The sequence below is a fragment of the Priestia sp. D3YE.R1 genome (genome assembly GCF_049199565.1).
Lineage (GTDB): Bacteria > Bacillota > Bacilli > Bacillales > Bacillaceae_H > Priestia > Priestia aryabhattai.
In genome coordinates this window covers 1-19075 of sequence record NZ_JBLTHW010000006.1, presented here as the reverse complement: position 1 = coordinate 19075, position 19075 = coordinate 1, and the positions used below count along the sequence as shown (strand labels likewise).

General features: G+C 39.6%; 18 protein-coding genes, 2 rRNA genes and 1 riboswitch. Of the genes, 2 read left to right on the top strand and 18 right to left on the bottom strand.

Features of this window, described 5'->3' with window-relative positions; genetic code table 11:
* Positions 1 to 11: 11 nt before the first annotated feature.
* Positions 12 to 710 (bottom strand): heptaprenylglyceryl phosphate synthase, encoded by a 699-nt coding sequence (locus ACOZIR_RS24410; RefSeq protein ID WP_033580830.1) that lies wholly within the window; start codon positions 708 to 710, stop codon positions 12 to 14.
* A 512-nt stretch (positions 711 to 1222) separates the two neighbouring features.
* On the opposite strand from ACOZIR_RS24410, the gene ACOZIR_RS24405 reads away from it, so the two are divergent.
* Entirely contained in the window at positions 1223 to 2605 is a 1383-nt protein-coding gene (locus ACOZIR_RS24405) for a glycine--tRNA ligase (protein ID WP_421536001.1), read from the top strand.
* A gap of 38 nt (positions 2606 to 2643) precedes the next feature.
* On the opposite strand, the gene ACOZIR_RS24400 is transcribed toward ACOZIR_RS24405, so the two are convergent.
* Both ACOZIR_RS24400 and ACOZIR_RS24395 read right to left on the bottom strand, forming a co-directional pair.
* Positions 2644 to 2949: a YerC/YecD family TrpR-related protein gene (locus ACOZIR_RS24400; protein ID WP_013055048.1), complete on the bottom strand. Its 306-nt coding sequence runs from the start codon at positions 2947 to 2949 to the stop codon at positions 2644 to 2646.
* Positions 2950 to 3096: 147 nt separating this feature from the next.
* The gene (locus ACOZIR_RS24395) at positions 3097 to 4845 is read right to left on the bottom strand and encodes an adenine deaminase C-terminal domain-containing protein (RefSeq protein ID WP_340141635.1); all 1749 of its coding nucleotides are present in this window, start codon (positions 4843 to 4845) and stop codon (positions 3097 to 3099) included.
* Between the two features lie 102 nt (positions 4846 to 4947).
* Here ACOZIR_RS24395 and ACOZIR_RS24390 point away from each other — a divergent pair, with 102 nt between their 5' ends.
* Complete coding sequence (locus ACOZIR_RS24390) at positions 4948 to 5205, top strand: DUF2892 domain-containing protein (RefSeq protein WP_310879203.1); 258 nt, start codon at positions 4948 to 4950, stop codon at positions 5203 to 5205.
* A gap of 30 nt (positions 5206 to 5235) precedes the next feature.
* On the opposite strand, the gene purD is transcribed toward ACOZIR_RS24390, so the two are convergent.
* The 15 genes from purD to ACOZIR_RS24315 all read right to left on the bottom strand — a co-directional run.
* Positions 5236 to 6510, bottom strand: a complete 1275-nt coding sequence (gene purD / locus ACOZIR_RS24385; protein WP_034654678.1) for a phosphoribosylamine--glycine ligase — start codon at positions 6508 to 6510, stop codon at positions 5236 to 5238.
* Between the two features lie 13 nt (positions 6511 to 6523).
* Positions 6524 to 8062 carry a bifunctional phosphoribosylaminoimidazolecarboxamide formyltransferase/IMP cyclohydrolase gene (purH, locus tag ACOZIR_RS24380; protein ID WP_025752921.1) on the bottom strand — a complete coding sequence of 513 codons (1539 nt, stop codon included), beginning with the start codon at positions 8060 to 8062 and terminating at the stop codon, positions 6524 to 6526.
* Between the two features lie 103 nt (positions 8063 to 8165).
* The gene (gene purN / locus ACOZIR_RS24375; RefSeq protein ID WP_014461934.1) at positions 8166 to 8744 is read right to left on the bottom strand and encodes a phosphoribosylglycinamide formyltransferase; all 579 of its coding nucleotides are present in this window, start codon (positions 8742 to 8744) and stop codon (positions 8166 to 8168) included.
* Complete coding sequence (gene purM, locus ACOZIR_RS24370; protein WP_045292052.1) at positions 8741 to 9778, bottom strand: phosphoribosylformylglycinamidine cyclo-ligase; 1038 nt, start codon at positions 9776 to 9778, stop codon at positions 8741 to 8743. Before purM ends, purN begins: the two co-directional genes overlap by 4 nt.
* A gap of 26 nt (positions 9779 to 9804) precedes the next feature.
* The gene (purF, locus tag ACOZIR_RS24365; protein WP_013055041.1) at positions 9805 to 11220 is read right to left on the bottom strand and encodes an amidophosphoribosyltransferase; all 1416 of its coding nucleotides are present in this window, start codon (positions 11218 to 11220) and stop codon (positions 9805 to 9807) included.
* Positions 11196 to 13427, bottom strand: a complete 2232-nt coding sequence (gene purL, locus ACOZIR_RS24360) for a phosphoribosylformylglycinamidine synthase subunit PurL (RefSeq protein WP_310879205.1) — start codon at positions 13425 to 13427, stop codon at positions 11196 to 11198. Before purL ends, purF begins: the two co-directional genes overlap by 25 nt.
* Positions 13411 to 14097, bottom strand: a complete 687-nt coding sequence (gene purQ / locus ACOZIR_RS24355; protein WP_013055039.1) for a phosphoribosylformylglycinamidine synthase subunit PurQ — start codon at positions 14095 to 14097, stop codon at positions 13411 to 13413. Before purQ ends, purL begins: the two co-directional genes overlap by 17 nt.
* A complete protein-coding gene (gene purS / locus ACOZIR_RS24350) occupies positions 14094 to 14345 on the bottom strand; it encodes a phosphoribosylformylglycinamidine synthase subunit PurS (RefSeq protein ID WP_014461938.1) in 252 nt (83 codons plus the stop codon). The genes purQ and purS overlap by 4 nt, the downstream gene beginning before the upstream one ends.
* Before the next feature lie 7 nt (positions 14346 to 14352).
* On the bottom strand, positions 14353 to 15060 hold the full coding sequence (gene purC, locus ACOZIR_RS24345) for a phosphoribosylaminoimidazolesuccinocarboxamide synthase (protein ID WP_013055037.1): 708 nt from the start codon (positions 15058 to 15060) through the stop codon (positions 14353 to 14355).
* Positions 15061 to 15134: 74 nt separating this feature from the next.
* Positions 15135 to 16427: an adenylosuccinate lyase gene (purB, locus tag ACOZIR_RS24340; RefSeq protein WP_013055036.1), complete on the bottom strand. Its 1293-nt coding sequence runs from the start codon at positions 16425 to 16427 to the stop codon at positions 15135 to 15137.
* Complete coding sequence (purK, locus tag ACOZIR_RS24335) at positions 16424 to 17569, bottom strand: 5-(carboxyamino)imidazole ribonucleotide synthase (RefSeq protein ID WP_016762770.1); 1146 nt, start codon at positions 17567 to 17569, stop codon at positions 16424 to 16426. Before purK ends, purB begins: the two co-directional genes overlap by 4 nt.
* Positions 17562 to 18050, bottom strand: coding sequence for a 5-(carboxyamino)imidazole ribonucleotide mutase (gene purE, locus ACOZIR_RS24330; RefSeq protein WP_045292055.1), 489 nt, complete (start codon positions 18048 to 18050; stop codon positions 17562 to 17564). The genes purK and purE overlap by 8 nt, the downstream gene beginning before the upstream one ends.
* A gap of 128 nt (positions 18051 to 18178) precedes the next feature.
* Positions 18179 to 18280: riboswitch (purine riboswitch) on the bottom strand.
* Between the two features lie 84 nt (positions 18281 to 18364).
* Positions 18365 to 18565: an NETI motif-containing protein gene (locus ACOZIR_RS24325; protein WP_016762769.1), complete on the bottom strand. Its 201-nt coding sequence runs from the start codon at positions 18563 to 18565 to the stop codon at positions 18365 to 18367.
* Positions 18566 to 18730: 165 nt separating this feature from the next.
* Positions 18731 to 18846 (bottom strand): 5S ribosomal RNA (rrf, locus tag ACOZIR_RS24320).
* A gap of 62 nt (positions 18847 to 18908) precedes the next feature.
* Positions 18909 to 19075, bottom strand: a 23S ribosomal RNA gene (locus tag ACOZIR_RS24315); the annotation flags it as partial.

Genomic DNA, 19075 nt, shown 5'->3' with positions numbered 1-19075 from the left:
TTATTTATTTTTCATTGTGCAATATTCTTTTTTACCGCTTTTACAGTTTTTAATGCTTCCGATAAATTTGTATAAATAACATTTCCTACAATAACCGTATCGGCAAGCTCCCCCATCTCACTCGCTTGCTCTTTTGTCTCAATACCCCCGCCGTAAAATAACTTCGTCTCATTTAGCGAATTTTTCACTTCTGCCACTAATGCAGGGTCTCCATATGTTCCGCTGTATTCTAGATAGAAAACGGGCAAATGAAACATGCGTTCAGCCATGCGAGCATACGCTACAACATCTTCTGCGTCCAAATCAGTTTTCGCTTCCGTTAGCGCAGCCACTTTTGCTTCAGGGTTAAGTACGCAGTATCCTTCTACAAAAATTTCATCCCAATCCATAATCTCTCCGTATTCCTTCATCGCCGCATGATGTAAGTCAACAATCCACTTTGGATCCTTGCTGTTCAAAACGGTCGGAATGAAATAAGAATCAAAACCAGGTGTTACAGAGTCAATGGTTGATACTTCTAGCGCACACGGCACCGTGTAGCGGCGAATACGCATTAACAGCTGCAGCACATTGTCTAGAGTCACTCCGTCAGACCCTCCGACAAGAACCGCATCCGTGCCAGATTCGCAAATTTTCTCTAAATCTGCATCTGAAATCTCTTTATTAGGATCTAATTTAAAGACATGTCTCCACTCTTTAATATCATACATATATGTTCCTCCATTTCTTTACACTTAAAAGTTCGCGCTCGTCCATTTGTTCATTATAACAAAACTAGGAGGGTGAAATGAAAGGAAAACCGAACTTTTCATCACGTTTTTTGTTTTCAAAAAATATGTATAAAAGATGCGGTTTTATCCTCAAATTCTGAAAGAAAACATCACAAAAAAAGCCCATTTTGCACAAGGTTATTGTTTCTCTGCATAGGATATGCTAATATATAGCTACTAAAATTCATATGATATACGCTGAAGGATCAATAGTACTTAAATCCTCTTCACAAAGCGAACTAGGGACGGTGGGAGCCTAGAGAATGGTTTAAGGAAAAGGCAATCTGGAGTATATACAGACGAAGGTGGATACATTTTGTATCAACCAGGGTGGAACCGCGGGAAAAACTCTCGTCCCTGGGCATATTGTTGATATGCCCAGGGACGAGAGTTTTTTTGTACCCGCTCTTTTTGTTTCGCTTGAATTACTACCATTTACAGGAGGAATTAGAATGTCAAAAACAATGGATCAAATCGTATCTCACGCCAAACATCGCGGCTTTGTATTTCAAGGTTCTGAAATTTACGGCGGTCTTGCAAATACATGGGATTACGGCCCGCTTGGCGTAGAATTAAAAAACAATATTAAAAAAGCATGGTGGAAAAAATTCATTCAAGAATCTCCATACAACGTTGGTTTAGACGCGGCGATTTTAATGAATCCAAAAACATGGGAAGCTTCTGGTCACTTAGGAAACTTTAATGACCCAATGATCGACTGTAAGGATTGTAAAGCTCGTCACCGTGCCGATAAATTAATTGAAGAAAAACTTCAAGAAAAAGGCATTGAAATGATCGTGGACGGTCTTTCATTTGATGCAATGGCTGACTTAATTAAAGAACACGAAATTACGTGTCCTGAGTGTGGTTCAGCTAACTTCACTGAAATTCGTCAATTTAACTTAATGTTCAAAACGCACCAAGGTGTAACTGAAACATCAACAAATGAAATTTACCTTCGTCCTGAAACAGCTCAAGGTATTTTCGTAAACTTTAAAAACGTTCAGCGCTCAATGCGTAAAAAGCTTCCATTCGGTATCGGCCAAGTGGGTAAAAGCTTCCGTAACGAAATTACACCTGGTAACTTCACATTCCGTACGCGTGAATTTGAACAAATGGAACTTGAATTCTTCTGTAAACCAGGCAATGAATTAGAGTGGTTTAACTACTGGAAAGAAACATGTAACAAATGGCTTCTTTCTCTTGGTATGAAAGAAGAAAACGTTCGTCTTCGCGACCATGATGATGATGAACTTTCTCACTACAGTAATGCAACAACAGACTTTGAATATAAGTTCCCATTCGGCTGGGGCGAACTGTGGGGCGTAGCTTCTCGTACAGACTATGACTTAAAGCAGCATATGGAACACTCTGGAGAAGACTTCCAATATGTTGATCAAGAAACAAACGAACGCTATGTACCTTACTGCATCGAGCCTTCTTTAGGCGCTGACCGTGTAACATTAGCTTATATGATTGATGCGTATGAAGAAGAAACGTTAGAAGACGGCTCTTCTCGTACAGTGATGCAGCTTCACCCTGCTTTAGCACCATTTAAAGCTGCTGTATTACCACTTTCTAAAAAGCTTTCTAACGAAGCTCGCGCTGTCTTTGAAGATTTAGCAAAATACTTTATGATTGACTACGATGATGCTGGTTCAATCGGTAAACGTTATCGTCGCCATGATGAAATCGGTACGCCGTTCTGTATTACATTCGACTTCGATTCATTAGAAGACAATCAAGTAACAATCCGTAACCGCGACACAATGGAACAAAAACGTGTAGCAATTAGCGACCTTAAAAATATCATTGAAGAAGCAACTCAATTTTAATTAAAAAAATAAGCGTATGGCTGCTTCAGCCATACGCTTTACTTTTGATTTGAATCTTCTTGAAGGCGTTCTAACACCATTTGATACGCATCGCTTCCATAATTCAAGCAGCGTTTAACACGGGAAATAGTCGCTGTGCTTGCTCCAGTTTCCGTCTCAATTTTATGGTACGTGTTGCCTTCTCTTAGCATTCTTGCCACTTCTAAGCGCTGTGCTAATGATTGAATTTCATTAACTGTACATAGGTCATCAAAAAATTGATAGCATTCTTCAATGTTTTCTAATGATAAAATCGCTTGAAATAGCTGATCTAATTCTTTTCCTCGTAGTTTGTTGATTTGCATCGTATCGAACTCCTTTATCATTGGCTTTCTTTACTGGTTATTTCTATCTATAAAATACAGCTTCTATATTTATTTGCACATACATTCATTCTGTATGAAGACAGCCAATTTCATACAAATTTCAAATTCCTTTGATACTTTTATATTTTAACGCATTATAGACGGAAAAAGTACTTTTTTATTCATAACGTCATAAATTCCTACTGGCGTGATACGAATATAAGGCAAATGTGTAGACGAAAAGAATAGCAGTGAATAGACAGGATCATCGTGTTTGTATCCTCGCTCACCCAGCACTTTCTTGAGTTCCACCTCTCGTTTACTTAGCTCTTCCATCGGCAGATTCGACATGACTCCTTTTAACGGAAGATCCAGTTCATATACTACTTTCTCACCTTCTGTAATAACGATACCGCCGCCAATTTCTTTCATACGTTTGAATGCACACATCATATCTTTTTTCGATTTTCCAATTAAAATAAAATCACCTGTATTTGAAAACGAACTCGCCATTCCCGATACATTTGTCGCAAATCCTTTTAACAGCGTATTGATGCGCCACTTGCCTTCTCGGTCCACCAGCACTAAAAAGCTTTCATCATGATCAGAGGTTAATACATCTCCGCTTACATTTAAGTGAATTGAATACGGCTCCATAATAACAGCATTTTTCATTTTGACGCCTACTGGCATTGAAAATTGAAAATCGTCCATCGTTAAATCAAAGTCTAACTTTAACGGTGAAAAACCAAACTTTTCCCAAGGAAATTCTACCGAGGCTAATGCTTGTTCTTTGCCTTCTTTTTTCATCCACTTTCCTTTTGCTAGTACAGATACCGGGGTAGGCCGCATAGGATCTTCTAAAATATTAATATTAGCCACACAGCCTGTTGCTACATGCCCATGCAAATGTTCCATGTTGTAATAGCGGGCAATATTTACAGACACCATATTATAAGCATCTAACACGGGAACTCCTTCTGAAATAGCTAATGTAATTAACATATCTGACACGCCGTTTCGGTAAAAAGAAGGCGGAGAACCGTCTGTATTCATCGTAATATGGTCAAAATAATCTACCTGCAGCTCTTTTAACTCCTGCAGCAATTTTGGCAAATCTGGCCGAATTGAAGAGTGGCGCAAAGCAACGTCATAGCCTTGCGTTAACCGAGCAACAACATCTTCCCCTGTCATAGACTCATGATCGCTGTCTGCCCCGAGCAATTTCATTTTTGCCAAGGTAAATGCTGACGCTCCCGGGAAATGTCCTTCAATATGCTTCCTCATCCGCTTTGTCTCTTGAACCCAATGAAGCATTAAATCATCTCCGTCTAAAAGCTTCGGCCAACTTGTCAGTTCGCCTCCTTGTAAGACAGCTTCATTTTGTAGCCAAGAAGTAATGTTTGTATGTGAGAAGATATCAGCCTCTTCATCAATTTCTGTCTGCGAATCAAACCTGCACCACCAATACAGTGATTGTGGTAACGTTTTCATTTCTTCAATCAATGAAAATGCCGTTTTTTGTTCAAGCTGTAAAGCAAGAATTAAATTATCATTAAATAAAGTCGTTGTTCCGTGCTTGGCTGCATATTGGGAAAAAGTCTGGGGATTATATAACTGAAACGGGTGAACATGCGGCTCAATATACCCAGGAACCACATATTTCTCACTGCAGTCTATAATCTCTGTAGAAGCGTCTGTGTGCTTAGGCATCTCTGAGCCAACGTATACAATACGATCTTGGTAAACCCAAATATGTGCTTTTTTCCACTGCTTCATTCGAGCGTTCAAATATGTTGCATCTTTTAAGACAATAGTTGGTGCTTTTTGACCGTTTAATACTAAAAGCTGCTGTCTAATATGTTTGCTTTTCCAGCGGTATCTTTGTTCTGGCATGCTAAATTCCCCCTAATTTACTATGTATTTTTATCGTAACACATCCGTGATGTAAACGCATTCAGAAACTGTTATTAATTTTATGAATAAAGGTGATAAAACATGAAACCAAATATCGGCATTGTTAACGCATTAATTCGACTTACGCTGGGCTTTACCCTTCTTTCTTGGACAACATCTCGTTTATCTCGCAGACCGTACAAAGATTCATACATCTTCTTAGGGTTAATGAGCGCTTTAAAAGTTGCAGAAGGCATCACGCGTTTTTGTCCCCTTACGTACGCATATGATTCATGTCAAAAACATGATGAACATGAACACCATCCAAACGGAAACGAAGAAACGTATAATCCTTCATAAAGTAAAAAGGAGAGCCGGAGCTCTCCTTTTTTATTTTAAAGCTGCTTTTGTTAATGCACGATGGCCGATGTCTTTGCGATAGAAAAAGCCTTTTTCTACATCGATATGAGCCATTTGTTTGTATACTTCTTGCTGCGCTTCTTGAAGGGTTGCTCCTTTGGCACCTACTAATAGAACGCGGCCGCCGTTTGAAACGTATGTGTCGTTTTCTAAAGCTGTACCAGCGTGGAAAACAAGCGCGTCTTCACTAATCGCATCCAACCCGTTAATTGGCGCACCTTTTTGATAATCTTCTGGGTAGCCTGCTGCTGCTAATACAATTCCGATAGCCGCTTCGTCATCCCATTCAATTTCTACTTTTTCTTCTTTCAAAATGCGAAGAAGCACATCGACTAAATCGCTTTTCATACGCGGCAGTACAACCTGTGTTTCAGGATCTCCAAAACGCGCATTAAATTCAATCACTTTTGGTCCTTTTTGTGTTTGAATCAGACCAGCATATAGAATTCCTGTATACTCGCAGCCTTCTTCAGCTAATCCTTTAGCCATTGGAAGTAAGATGTTTTCTACAGCCTCTTGTACTTCTGCATCACTGATTTGCGGAACAGGAGAGTAAGCTCCCATGCCTCCTGTGTTCGGACCTTGATCGCCGTCAAAAGCACGCTTATGATCTTGTGCAATTACCATTGGATATACATTTGTACCGCGTACAAATGCCATTAATGAAAATTCTTCACCATCCAAAAATTCTTCTACAACTACTTTTGCACTTGCTTCTTTAAATTTTTGGTCAACTAGAAAATCACGTAATGTATCTACGGCTTCTTCTACTGTTAGAGCAACAGTTACACCTTTACCAGCTGCTAAGCCGTCTGCTTTAATAACAATTGGAGCGCCTTGCTTTTCCACATATGCTTTTGCTTCCTCGTAAGACGTAAATGTTTCATACGCTGCGGTTGGAATATCATACTTTTTCATGAGCTCTTTTGCAAAGCTTTTGCTTCCTTCAATCATCGCTGCTTGTTTGCGCGGTCCAAAGACTGGAAGACCTTCTTGTTCAAATCGATCAACAATGCCTTCAATTAGCGGATTTTCTGGTCCAACAATTGTTAATCCAATCTTGTTTTCTTTTGCAAACTGCACAAGCTCTTCTTGGCTGCTTTCATCGATTGGTACAATCGTTGCCACATCTCTCATGCCTGGGTTTCCTGGTGCTACAAACACTTCGTTAACAAGTGGACTTTTTGAAGCTTTCCATGCAATTGTATGCTCTCTTCCGCCTTTTCCAATAACTAAAACATTCACGTTCTTCACCTCATTAATGTTTAAAATGTCTTACGCCTGTAAATACCATTGCAATGCCGTATTCATCTGCTTTTGCAATTGACTCTTCATCACGAATTGATCCGCCCGGCTGAATAATAGCTGTGATTCCTGCTTTAGCTGCTGCTTCTACTGTATCGCCCATTGGGAAGAACGCATCTGAACCTAAAGCTGAACCTTGTGCTTTTTCACCAGCTTGTTCAATTGCAATTTTTGCAGCGCCTACACGATTCATTTGACCAGCCCCGACGCCAATTGTCATGTCATCTTTTGCAAGTACAATAGCATTAGACTTAACATTCTTAACAACTTTCCATGCTAATTTTAAATCTGCCCACTCTTTTTCTGTTGGCTCACGTTTCGTTGGAACAGTAATCGTTGCATCATCAAATCCAAATACGTCTTCATCCTGAACAAGCACGCCGCCTTTTACAGATGTTAAGAAAGCTTCTTTTTCTGCTTTTTCATCAAGCTCTATCGTTAGTAAACGAAGGTTTTTCTTAGCTGTTAATACATCTAATGCTTCTTGATCGAACGCAGGAGCAATGATGATTTCTAAGAAGATTTCTTTTAACTGAATAGCCGTTTCGCGGTCGATAGGACGGTTAGCTGCTACGATGCCGCCAAAGATAGATGTAGGATCCGCTTCGTATGCTTTTTGATAAGCTTGAGCAATTGTTTCACCCACACCTACACCGCAAGGATTCATATGTTTGATCGCTACGATAGCCGGCTCTTTGAATTCTTTTACGATTTGAAGAGCTGCGTTTGCATCGTTGATATTATTGTATGATAACTCTTTTCCATGCAGCTGCGTAGCTGTTGCAATAGAACCTTTTTGTGTTAATGGCTTTTTATAGAAAGAAGCTTGTTGGTGAGGGTTTTCTCCGTATCGTAAGCCTTGAACGCGCTCATACGTTACTGTTAATTTCTCAGGAGTTGTTTCACCTGTAATGTTTGTTAAGTATTCAGCGATTAATGCATCATAAGCTGCCGTATGACGGAATACTTTTGCTGCTAATCGTTGGTTGGTTTCAAATGAAACATTGCCATCCGCTTTTAACTCTTCTACTACGGTTGCGTAATCGCTTGGATCTACTACAACTGAGACAGAACGATAGTTTTTCGCAGCTGAACGAAGCATTGTAGGTCCACCGATGTCAATATTCTCAATCGCTTCAGCAAGCGTTACATCCTCTTTTTCAATTGTCTTTTTAAATGGATATAAGTTTACAACTACAAAGTCGATTGGCGAGATATTATGCTCTTTCATTTGAGCTTGATGCTCTTCATTATCGCGTAACGCTAATAAAGCACCGTGAACGTTAGGATGCAATGTTTTTAAACGGCCGTCTAAAATTTCTGGGAAACCAGTTACTTCAGAGATTCCGATAACGTCAATGCCGTTTTCTTCTAGGGTACGCTTCGTACCGCCAGTTGAAATAATTTCTACTCCTAAGTCCTTTAATTCTTGTGCAAATGAAACAATACCTTCTTTATCAGATACGCTAATAAGCGCGCGTTTTGCTGTCATTTTGTAAACTCCTCCTGATCCGATCTCTCATTTAAAATCTTTCTTCCACTACTACTCTACCATAGTAAAGGATTAAAACTTTTTTGACAAGGTTCCATCCTATTTATTTAACTGCGGCTTGTTCAAATAATTCATTCAGTACCGCGGGATAAAATTGATGTTCAATTTCATGAATACGGGCCTCAACTGTTTCCCTTGTATCGCCTTTTTCAATGCGAATAGCCTGCTGGTCAATAATTGGTCCTGTATCCATGCCTTCATCTACAAAATGCACGGTAATTCCAATCACTTTTACTCCTGCATCAAAAGCTTGACCAATAGCATCAATCCCAGGAAATGCAGGTAAAAGCGAAGGGTGAATATTAACAATACGATTTTTGTATGGCTTAAGCAACGTCGAACCAACTAATCGCATATATCCTGCTAAAACAAGAAATTCTACTTTAGCTGATGTAAGCTCTGCAAGAATGGCTGCTTCATACGCTTCTTTATTTTCATAGTTTTTAGGCGAACAAACAAAGCATGGTATTCCACATGCTTTTGCTCGTTCAATTACGTATGCATCCGGTTTATTACAAACAACAAGCGCAATATTTGCTTTTAATCGACCTGACTGAGTTGCTTCATAGATGGATTGAAAGTTACTGCCGTTTCCAGAAGCAAACACTGCAATATTTATCATGCAAACGTCCCTCCAGCAAATTCAACACCTGTTCCTTCGTTTACACGTCCGATAACAAATGCTTTTTCGCCTTCGTTTTCAATTGCTTCAATGACTTTATTCATATCTTCAGGTTCAACAGCTAAAACAAATCCGATTCCCATGTTGAATACTTCAAACATTTCTTTACGATCTAGCTTGCCTTGCTCTTCAAGGAAATCAAACACGTATGGAATTGGCCAAGAACCGTAATCAATTTCTACACCTAAACCTTCAGGAAGCATACGAGGGATATTTTCAACAAATCCGCCTCCAGTAATATGAGCCATACCTGCAACTTTAGCTGCATGTAATGCTTTTAGGACTGGCTTCACGTATATTTTTGTTGGCGTTAATAACTCAACTCCGAGCTTTTCATTAAAACCAGCGTAAGTTTCGTGAAGATTTAATCCTTGATCATCAACAATTTTACGTACAAGAGAGTAGCCGTTGCTGTGAATACCGCTAGATGAGATACCGATCAACAGCTGTCCAGCTTTAATCTCATCTCCAGTAATAATTTCTGACTTTTCTACTGCTCCTACTGTAAATCCTGCAAGATCATATTCATCTTCTTCGTATAAACCTGGCATTTCAGCTGTTTCTCCGCCAATTAACGCACAGTTGGATTGTTCACAGCCGTCTGCAATTCCTTTTACAATCGATTCAATTTTTTCAGGAACTGCTTTGCCGCAAGCAATATAATCTAAGAAGTAAAGAGGCTCTGCTCCTTGTGCTAACACGTCGTTTACACACATGGCCACCGCATCCACACCGATTGTGTCATGCTTATCCATTTGAAAAGCAAGTTTCAATTTTGTTCCTACTCCATCTGTACCAGAAACAAGAACAGGCTCTTTTAAATTCAATGTAGATAAATCGAACATTCCGCCAAAGCCGCCGACTGTTCCCATAATACCTGCACGAGCAGTGCGTTCTACGTGCTTTTTAATACGTGAAACAGCTTCGTATCCTGCTTCTAAGTCAACTCCAGCTTGTTTATATGAATATGACATGTTGTCACTCCTTTTTTACGTTAAAACTAACAAGTTACCTTTTCATGAGGGTGTACAGTATCTGGGTAAATTTCAGTTGGATACTTTCCAGTGAAACATGCCATACACTGTCCGCCGTTGCCTTCATACTGTCTGCCGATTGCATCTACTAACCCTTCGTTGCTTAAGAAAACAAGTGAATCAGCTTCAATCAATTCACGAATTTCTTCAACAGAGCGCGTAGCAGCAATTAGCTCAGAGGATGACGACGTGTCAATTCCATAAAAACATGGATTTTTAATAGGTGGTGAACTGATACGTACATGTACTTCAGTTGCTCCTGCTTCTCGAAGCATACGAACAATGCGACGGCTTGTTGTGCCGCGAACGATAGAATCATCTACCATGACAACACGCTTACCCTCTACAATTTTACGTACGGGAGACAGCTTCATTTTTACACCTTGTTCACGCAGTTCTTGTGAAGGTTGAATGAATGTACGGCCTACGTATCGATTCTTAATTAAACCTAATTCGTATGGGATCCCGGACTGTTCTGCAAAACCGATTGCTGCTGAAATACTTGAATCCGGAACGCCTGTTACAACGTCTGCTTCAATTGGTGACTCAACTGCAAGTTGTTTCCCAAGGTTTTTACGAGCAGAGTGAACATTGATTCCATCAATATTGCTATCTGGTCTTGAGAAATAAATATATTCCATACTGCAAATGGCGCGGTTTACGTTTAATGTGAAACGTTCTGATTGAATACCTTCATCGTTAATAATGAGTAATTCACCAGGCTCTACATCACGCTCATGAACTGCTCCAACAATATCAAATGCACATGTTTCAGAAGCTACTACATAAGCATCACCTAATCGTCCAATTGACAACGGACGCAGTCCGTGAGGGTCGAGTGCAACCATCATTGTATCTTCTGTTAAAATAACGAATGCATATGCGCCTTTAACCATAGATAAAGCATTTTTCACTTTATCTTTCATATCTTCATAGCCGCTTCGTTTAATTAAATGAGCCAGTACTTCTGTATCAGATGTTGATTGAAAAATACTCCCTTGGTTTTCCAGCTGATGCTTTAATGCATTTGCATTAACCAAGTTTCCATTATGAGCTAACGCAAGGCTTCCGCTATGAGAGCGGAAGTGAAGGGGTTGAACATTTTCAAACCCTCCGCCTCCAGCTGTTGCATAACGAACGTGTCCAATTGCTGCTTTACCGTTTAGTTGCTCTAACTCTCCGTGGCCAAATACTTCGTTAACAAGACCAACACCTTTCATTACTGTTACTTTTTCACCGTCTGTTACAGCAATACCAGCGCCTTCTTGTCCGCGGTGCTGCAAGCTATGCAAACCGTAATAAGCAATTTGGCTTGCATTTTCATGTCCCCATACACCGAATACGCCACATTCTTCGTTTAAGCCTTTGATTTCAGCAAGCATGGAAGCGCTCCTTTCCAAGCAGTAGTTAATTCTTCAACTGATAATTGAACAAGAACATTTTCTTGATGTTTAACAGTTAATGTTGCGTCTTCTGTTACGCGTCCTACTAATGTTGCATCTTGTACAAGCATTTCGAATTTTTCTTTATTCTCTGGTGAAACCGTTACGACAAAGCGTGATTGTGTTTCACTGAATAGTTCTGCTGTTGCTTCACCGTCTACCGTTACGTTTACGCCTAACCCGCTGCCGTTCATCACTTTTTCAGCTAGGGCTACTGCGAATCCTCCTTCTGCAATATCATGAGCAGATTGAACTGCACCTTCACGAATTGCTTGAAGAAGCTGATCTTGACGTGTTTTTTCAACTGCTAAATCTAATTTAGGTGAACGGCCGAATACCGTACCGTTTTCTAGTACTTTTTGAAGCTCAGTACCTGCAAATTCTGCTTCAGCTTTACCAATAACATAGATTAAGTCATCTTTTTGCTTCGCATATTGAGTTGTAATATGGTCGATATCGTCGATTAGACCAACCATTCCGATAACAGGAGTTGGGTAAATTGCTTCACCTTTTGTTTCATTGTACAGAGATACGTTACCACCGATAACCGGAGTCGATAGCTCACGGCAAGCATCGCTCATACCGTCTGTTGCTTTTTCAATTTGCCAGAAGATTTCTGGTTTTTCAGGGTTACCGAAGTTTAAGCAGTCTGTAATCGCAAGAGGCTGTGCACCTGAACATACAAGGTTACGAGCAGCTTCTGCCACTGCAATGCGGCCGCCTACTTCAGGGTCTAGATATAAATAGCGAGAGTTACAGTCTGTTGTCATCGCTAATGCTTTATTTGTATCACGTACACGAACAACCGCCGCGTCAGATCCAGGAGATACAACTGTGTTTGTACGCACTTGATAGTCATATTGGTTGTAAACCCACTCTTTGTTTGCAATAGTAGGCTGTTTTAAAAGCGTTACTAACATATCACTGTGATTTTCAACAATAGGAGCATATGCTGATTGCTCTTGGAACTCACGATAGTATGCTGGTTCTTGAGATGGCTTGTGGTATACCGGTGCATCTTCTGCTAATGCATCTACAGGAACATCTGCTACTACTTCTCCGCTATGAGTTAGACGAAGGCGCTTATCGTCGGTTACGTGACCAACTGAAACAGCTTCTAATCCGTATTTTTCAACGATTTCGACGATTTCATTTTCACGGCCTTTTTCAACAACGATGAGCATGCGCTCTTGAGATTCTGAAAGCATCATTTCATATGGTGTCATACCTGTTTCACGCTGAGGTACAAGATCAAGGTTCATTTCAATACCAGAACCTGCTTTACTTGCCATCTCTGCTGAAGAACTTGTTAAGCCCGCAGCACCCATATCTTGAATACCAACTAAAGCGTCACACTTGATAAGCTCTAAACAAGCTTCAAGAAGAAGTTTTTCCATAAATGGATCTCCTACTTGTACAGCAGGGCGCTTTTCATCTGACTGATCAGATAGCTCTTCAGAAGCAAATGTAGCGCCGTGGATACCGTCGCGTCCCGTTTTTGCTCCTACGTACATCACCGTGTTGCCGACGCCTTTAGCTTGACCTTTTTGAATGTCTTCGTGGTTAATTAAACCAACACACATAGCGTTAACAAGTGGATTTCCTTCATATGAAGCTTCAAACTGAATTTCTCCGCCTACTGTTGGGATTCCTACACAGTTACCGTAACCTGCGATTCCCGCTACTACTTCCTCAAACAAATGACGAACCTTTGGAGATGTTAATTCACCAAAACGTAAAGAGTTTAAAAGTGCAATCGGTCTTGCTCCCATTGAAAAGACGTCACGAATGATACCACCTACACCAGTTGCAGCTCCTTGATAAGGTTCAATCGCTGATGGATGGTTATGACTTTCGATTTTAAATACAACGGCTTGGTTGTCACCAATATCAACGATACCAGCTCCTTCACCAGGACCTTGTAATACTTTTTCACCCGTGATAGGGAATTTTTTCAGTACAGGCTTAGAGTTTTTATAGCTACAGTGCTCTGACCACATAACAGAGAATAAGCCTGTTTCTGTATAGTTAGGAGTACGACCAAGCAGTTGCTCTACATTTGCAAACTCTTCGTCTGTTAATCCCATATCTCGATATAACTTTTGTTCTTTAATTTGCTCTACATTTGGTTCAAGAAGTAACGACATTTTGTTCCCTCCACTGCTTTACGATTGATTGAAATAATTTAAGTCCGTCCGCGCTTCCTAAAAGATCGCTTACCGCTCTTTCTGGGTGAGGCATCATTCCTAATACGTTGCCTGTTTCGTTCGTAATCCCTGCAATATCTTGAAGACTTCCGTTTGGATTATCACCTGCGTATTGGAAAAGAATCTGGTTGTTTTCAATCAATTTTTGTAACGTGTGTTCATCACAATAGTAGTTGCCTTCACCGTGTGCCACTGGAATAGCAATTACTTCATCTTTGCCATAAGCATTTGTAAACATTGTTTCGTTATTAGCTACTTTCAAATTCACTGTTTTACAGATGAATTTTAAGTTTTCATTACGGCGCATAGCACCTGGCAGTAATCCTGCTTCTAATAAAATTTGGAATCCGTTACATACACCTAGTACTGGCTTTCCTTGACTTGCTGCTTTTTTTACAGCGTCCATTACATTTGAGAAGCGAGCGATAGCACCTGAACGAAGGTAATCTCCATATGAGAAACCACCCGGAAGTAGGATACCATCATATTGATCTAATGATTCTGTATCGTGCCAAACGTAATCTACTTCTTCACCAAGCTCATCTTTGATAGCATGATACATATCTACGTCACAGTTTGATCCTGGAAAAACAATTACAGCAAATTTCACTGTACGACAACCTCCTCAACCTCGTAACGGTAATCTTCAATTACTGTATTAACTAAAAGCTTTTCACACATTTCTTTTACGCGTTCATCTAATGAATCTGTGCTGTCGATTGTTAGCTCTAAAAATTTACCGATGCGTACTTCTTGAACTTCTTCATAAGACATACGGTGCAATGAATTTTTAACGGCTACTCCTTGAGGGTCTAATACACTTTCTCTTAATGTGACAAATACTTTTACTTTATACATGGTTGGGTTATCCTCCGATTCGCTGTAAGATTTTTTCGTATGCTTCTGTTAAACCGCCTAAGTCTCTGCGGAATACATCTTTATCTAATTTTTCGTTCGTATGAACATCCCAGAAGCGGCAAGTGTCAGGTGAAATTTCATCCGCTAAAATAATGTCGCCTTGAGAAGTACGGCCGAATTCTAATTTAAAATCCACTAAGAAAATATCTTTATCTTTGAAAAATTTCGATAATATTTCGTTGATTTGAAGTGCTTGTGCCTTTAAACTATCAATCTCTTCTTGAGTTGCAGCCTTAAGGAAAATCGCATGTTCTGCAAGAATTAATGGATCACCAAGCGCATCATCTTTGTAGTAAAGTTCAACGATTGGCTGTTCAAAACGAATACCTTCTTCTACGCCAATTCGCTTCGCAAGGCTTCCTGCTGTAGCATTTCGTACAACAACTTCAAGTGGAACAATTTCTACTTTCTTCACCGCTTGTTCATGATCTGAAAGCTGCTTCACAAAGTGAGTTGTAATCCCTTGCTCATGTAACATTGAAAATAGTAAACTACTAATTTGATTGTTCAACTGTGCTTTTCCGCTAATCTCTGCTTTTTTCTGACCGTTGAATGCTGTAGCTTCATTTTTATAAGCAACCCACAATACATCTTGCTCATCAGTAGCGTAAATTTTTTTCGCTTTTCCTTCATAAAGTAACTCTTGCTTTTCCATGCTGTCACCTCTACATACAGAATATTCAGATACACGTTCTTAGATAAAGGCAAGGACGTGCCTTGCCTTTTTTATTAAAGACCTAAACGTTCAAAAATCATATCTACATTTTTTAAATGGTGCTTATGATCGAAGCAATCTTCAATCTCTTCTGGTGATAAGTGGCGAGTAATGCGCTCTTCGCCTTCAATTAAAGAACGGAAAGGAACTTGCGTTTCCCATGCTTCCATTGCTTTTGGCTGTACTAAGTCGTATGCTTCTTCGCGTACCATGCCTTTATTGATTAGTGTTAACAGTACACGCTGTGAGTAAATTAGCCCTAGTGTACGATCCATGTTGCGCTTCATGTTGTCAGGGAATACTGTTAAGTTTTTAACAATATTTGCAAAACGATTTAACATGTAATTTAAAGCAATCGTTGCATCAGGTAAGATGACACGCTCTGCCGATGAATGAGAGATGTCACGCTCATGCCAAAGCGGTACATTATCATAAGCTGTAACCATATAGCCGCGAATTAAGCGAGCAAGTCCCGTTACGTTCTCAGAACCGATTGGATTACGTTTATGAGGCATTGCAGATGATCCTTTTTGACCTTTTGCAAAGTACTCTTCAACCTCACGTGTTTCACTCTTTTGAAGACCGCGAACTTCTACTGCAAATTTCTCAATAGATGTCGCAATTAACGCTAGTACTGACATATAGTGTGCATGACGGTCACGCTGTAATGTTTGTGTAGAGATTGGTGCTGGTGAAATTCCTAACTTCTCACATACGTATTTTTCAACGAAAGGATCGATGTTAGCGAACGTTCCAACTGCTCCTGACATTTTACCGAATTCTACTTCAGCTGCAGCACGTTTTAAACGCTCTAGGTTACGCTTCATTTCTTCATACCATAATCCCATTTTCAAACCAAATGTCGTTGGCTCAGCGTGTACACCGTGCGTACGTCCCATCATAACCGTATACTTATGTTCTTGAGCTTTTTCCTTTAGTACTTCTACAAAGCGCTCTACGTCACTTAGCAAGATTTCATTAGCTTGCTTTAATAAATAAGATAGAGCTGTATCAACTACGTCAGTTGAAGTCAAACCGTAGTGTACCCACTTGCGCTCTTCACCAAGCGTTTCAGATACTGCACGAGTGAAAGCTACTACGTCATGACGCGTTTCTAGTTCAATTTCATTGATGCGGTTAATATCAAAAGATGCATTTTGACGAATTAACTTCACATCTTCTTTCGGAATATGTCCTAATTCTGACCATGCTTCACAAGCTAGAATTTCAACTTCTAACCAAGCTTTAAATTTATTTTCTTCTGTCCAAATAGCTGCCATTTCTGGTCTCGTATAACGTTCAATCATGTTGTTACTTCCTCCGTTCTTTCCCAAATTCCTAGAGATTCGGCTTTTTCTATCGCCTCATCTATCTTATCAGCTAATACCGTGATATGTCCCATTTTTCTCTTCTCTTTTGCAACTTTTTTTCCGTACAAATGTAAGTGCATATCATCTAAACATTCGATTTTTGCCATTGTGTTCTCAATATGTTCCCCTAATAGGTTAACCATAACAGCAGGTTTTAATAAAGTCGGCTGTGCTAGGGTCCAGTTACAAATGGCTCTTACATGCTGCTGAAATTGAGAAAGATCACAAGCATTGATTGAATAATGACCTGAATTATGAGGTCTAGGTGCCATTTCATTTATATAAAGCTGACCTTCTTCAGTTAGGAACATCTCAACTGCTAATGTACCAACTAAATCTAATCCTTTTGCTATTTCTTGCGCATACTGAAGAGCTTTCGCTTCTTGATCTGCTGTAATACGTGCCGGAACAATCGTTTGGTGCAAAATATGATGCTTATGAATGTTCTCAGCTACTGGTAAACATACCGTTTCGCCTTTTGCATTGCGGTGTACAATAACTGATACTTCTTTATCTAAGTTCATCCACTGTTCTACAATACATTCCGACTGTGCTAATAGCTCAGCTGCTTCACGAATATTATTCTCATTTTTCACTAGAACTTGCCCTTTACCGTCATATCCGCCTCGGCAAGTTTTTACGACACATGGATAACCAATTGTTTCGACAGCTTTTAAAAGTTCTTCTTCAGTCGTAACGATTGCGTAATCAGGAACATCTAGATTAAGGTTTGTAATCATTTCTTTTTCTAAACGACGATTTTGTGTAACGGCTAGTAAATGACTGCCCTGTGGCACGTAGCATTTTGTTTCTAGCCATTTCATCATCTCAACATCAACGTTTTCAAATTCATAAGTGATGACATCTGACACTTCAGCAAGCTGTTCAACCGCTTTTCTATCATCATAGTTGCCAATGACTTTAATATCTGCTACTTGACCGCAAGGAGAATCCTCTGTTGGTTCAAGCACTGCAATGTAATAACCCATTTCTTTAGCAGATAGTGCAATCATTCTTCCTAGCTGTCCACCGCCTACGATTCCAATTGTTTTACCAGGAGGTATAAGTAAATTAGACAAGTTGATCACTACTTTCTAACACAGATGATTTAATAGACTCTCTACGATTTTCAAGTTGATCACTTAACGTTGGATCCTGTGTTGCTAAGATTTGTGCTGCTAGCAACCCAGCGTTCGTAGAACCAGCTTTTCCAATAGCTACTGTAGCTACCGGTACGCCGCCTGGCATTTGAACAATCGATAAAAGTGAATCTAAGCCGTTTAAGTTACTTGATTTAACGGGTACACCTATTACAGGTAAAATTGTCTTTGCAGCAATCATACCAGGTAAGTGAGCAGCGCCACCAGCGCCAGCAATAATAACTTTAATCCCTCGTTCTTTAGCAGTTTCAGCATAATCAAACATATAATCCGGCGTTCGATGTGCTGATACAACTTTCTTTTCATATTCAATATTTAATTCATCTAAAATGTCACACGCATATTTCATAGTGCTCCAGTCTGACTGACTGCCCATTACAACAGCAACTTTTACATTCATGAATAAAAGCTCCTTTTTCACGTTATAAAAAAACCTAGGGTAAGTTATGGCTCACTAAAGGAAAGCCACAACTACCCTAGGTTTCATGTATCAACATTCCTTTTGAAAAGGAATCATGTTTACCTATTTAGTAATTGTACTCTCCTCATAGTCCAATGATTTACGGTCATCGGGTAGAAACTCGTGGGCCATATTCCCACTATTATATGAGGTTTCGGATATCTCAATTGACAACTTAATAATAACAGCCAAACTAGAAAAAAGTCAACCTAAAAATCGAATGTTTACTATTTTTATCATTAAAATGTTCGTATTTAGAGACTTTTCCCTTCGAAAACAATCTGTTGCTTTACCGGAACATAGTCCTTTTTACCATTTATTTCTTTTTCTTCAAAAATAGGCTTTTCCATTCGTCGAACGGGCATATACCCATCTTTTTTCATCCGATCTAAACAACTTGCGATTGTTTCATTTTCTTGTAATTCATACAGTACTTTTTTTGATTTCTTACCCAAAATGCAGCCTCCAGTTCGAAAAAAGTTTCTTACAACGTCAAAAAGAACTTTTATAACAAAAATTAAATGAATCCACTATAGTGTAACATAATTTAAAAGTTAAATTCACGCTGTAATTTTTAGAAACAAAAAAGACTAGTCATTGAATGACTAGTCTTTTTAATTGCCTGGCAACGTCCTACTCTCACAGGGACAAAGTCCCAACTACCATTGGCGCTAAAGAGCTTAACTTCCGTGTTCGGTATGGGAACGGGTGTGACCTCTTCGCTATCGCCACCAGACAAGAGATTGTTCTCTCAAAACTAGATAACTGCTTGCTGAGTAAAGCTTACGCTTTTAAAGTTTGGTTAAGTCCTCGATCGATTAGTATCAGTCAGCTACACATGTCGCCATGCTTCCACCTCTGACCTATCAACCTGATCATCTTTCAGGGATCTTACTAGCTTGCGCTATGGGAAATCTCATCTTGAGGGGGGCTTCATGCTTAGATGCTTTCAGCACTTATCCCGT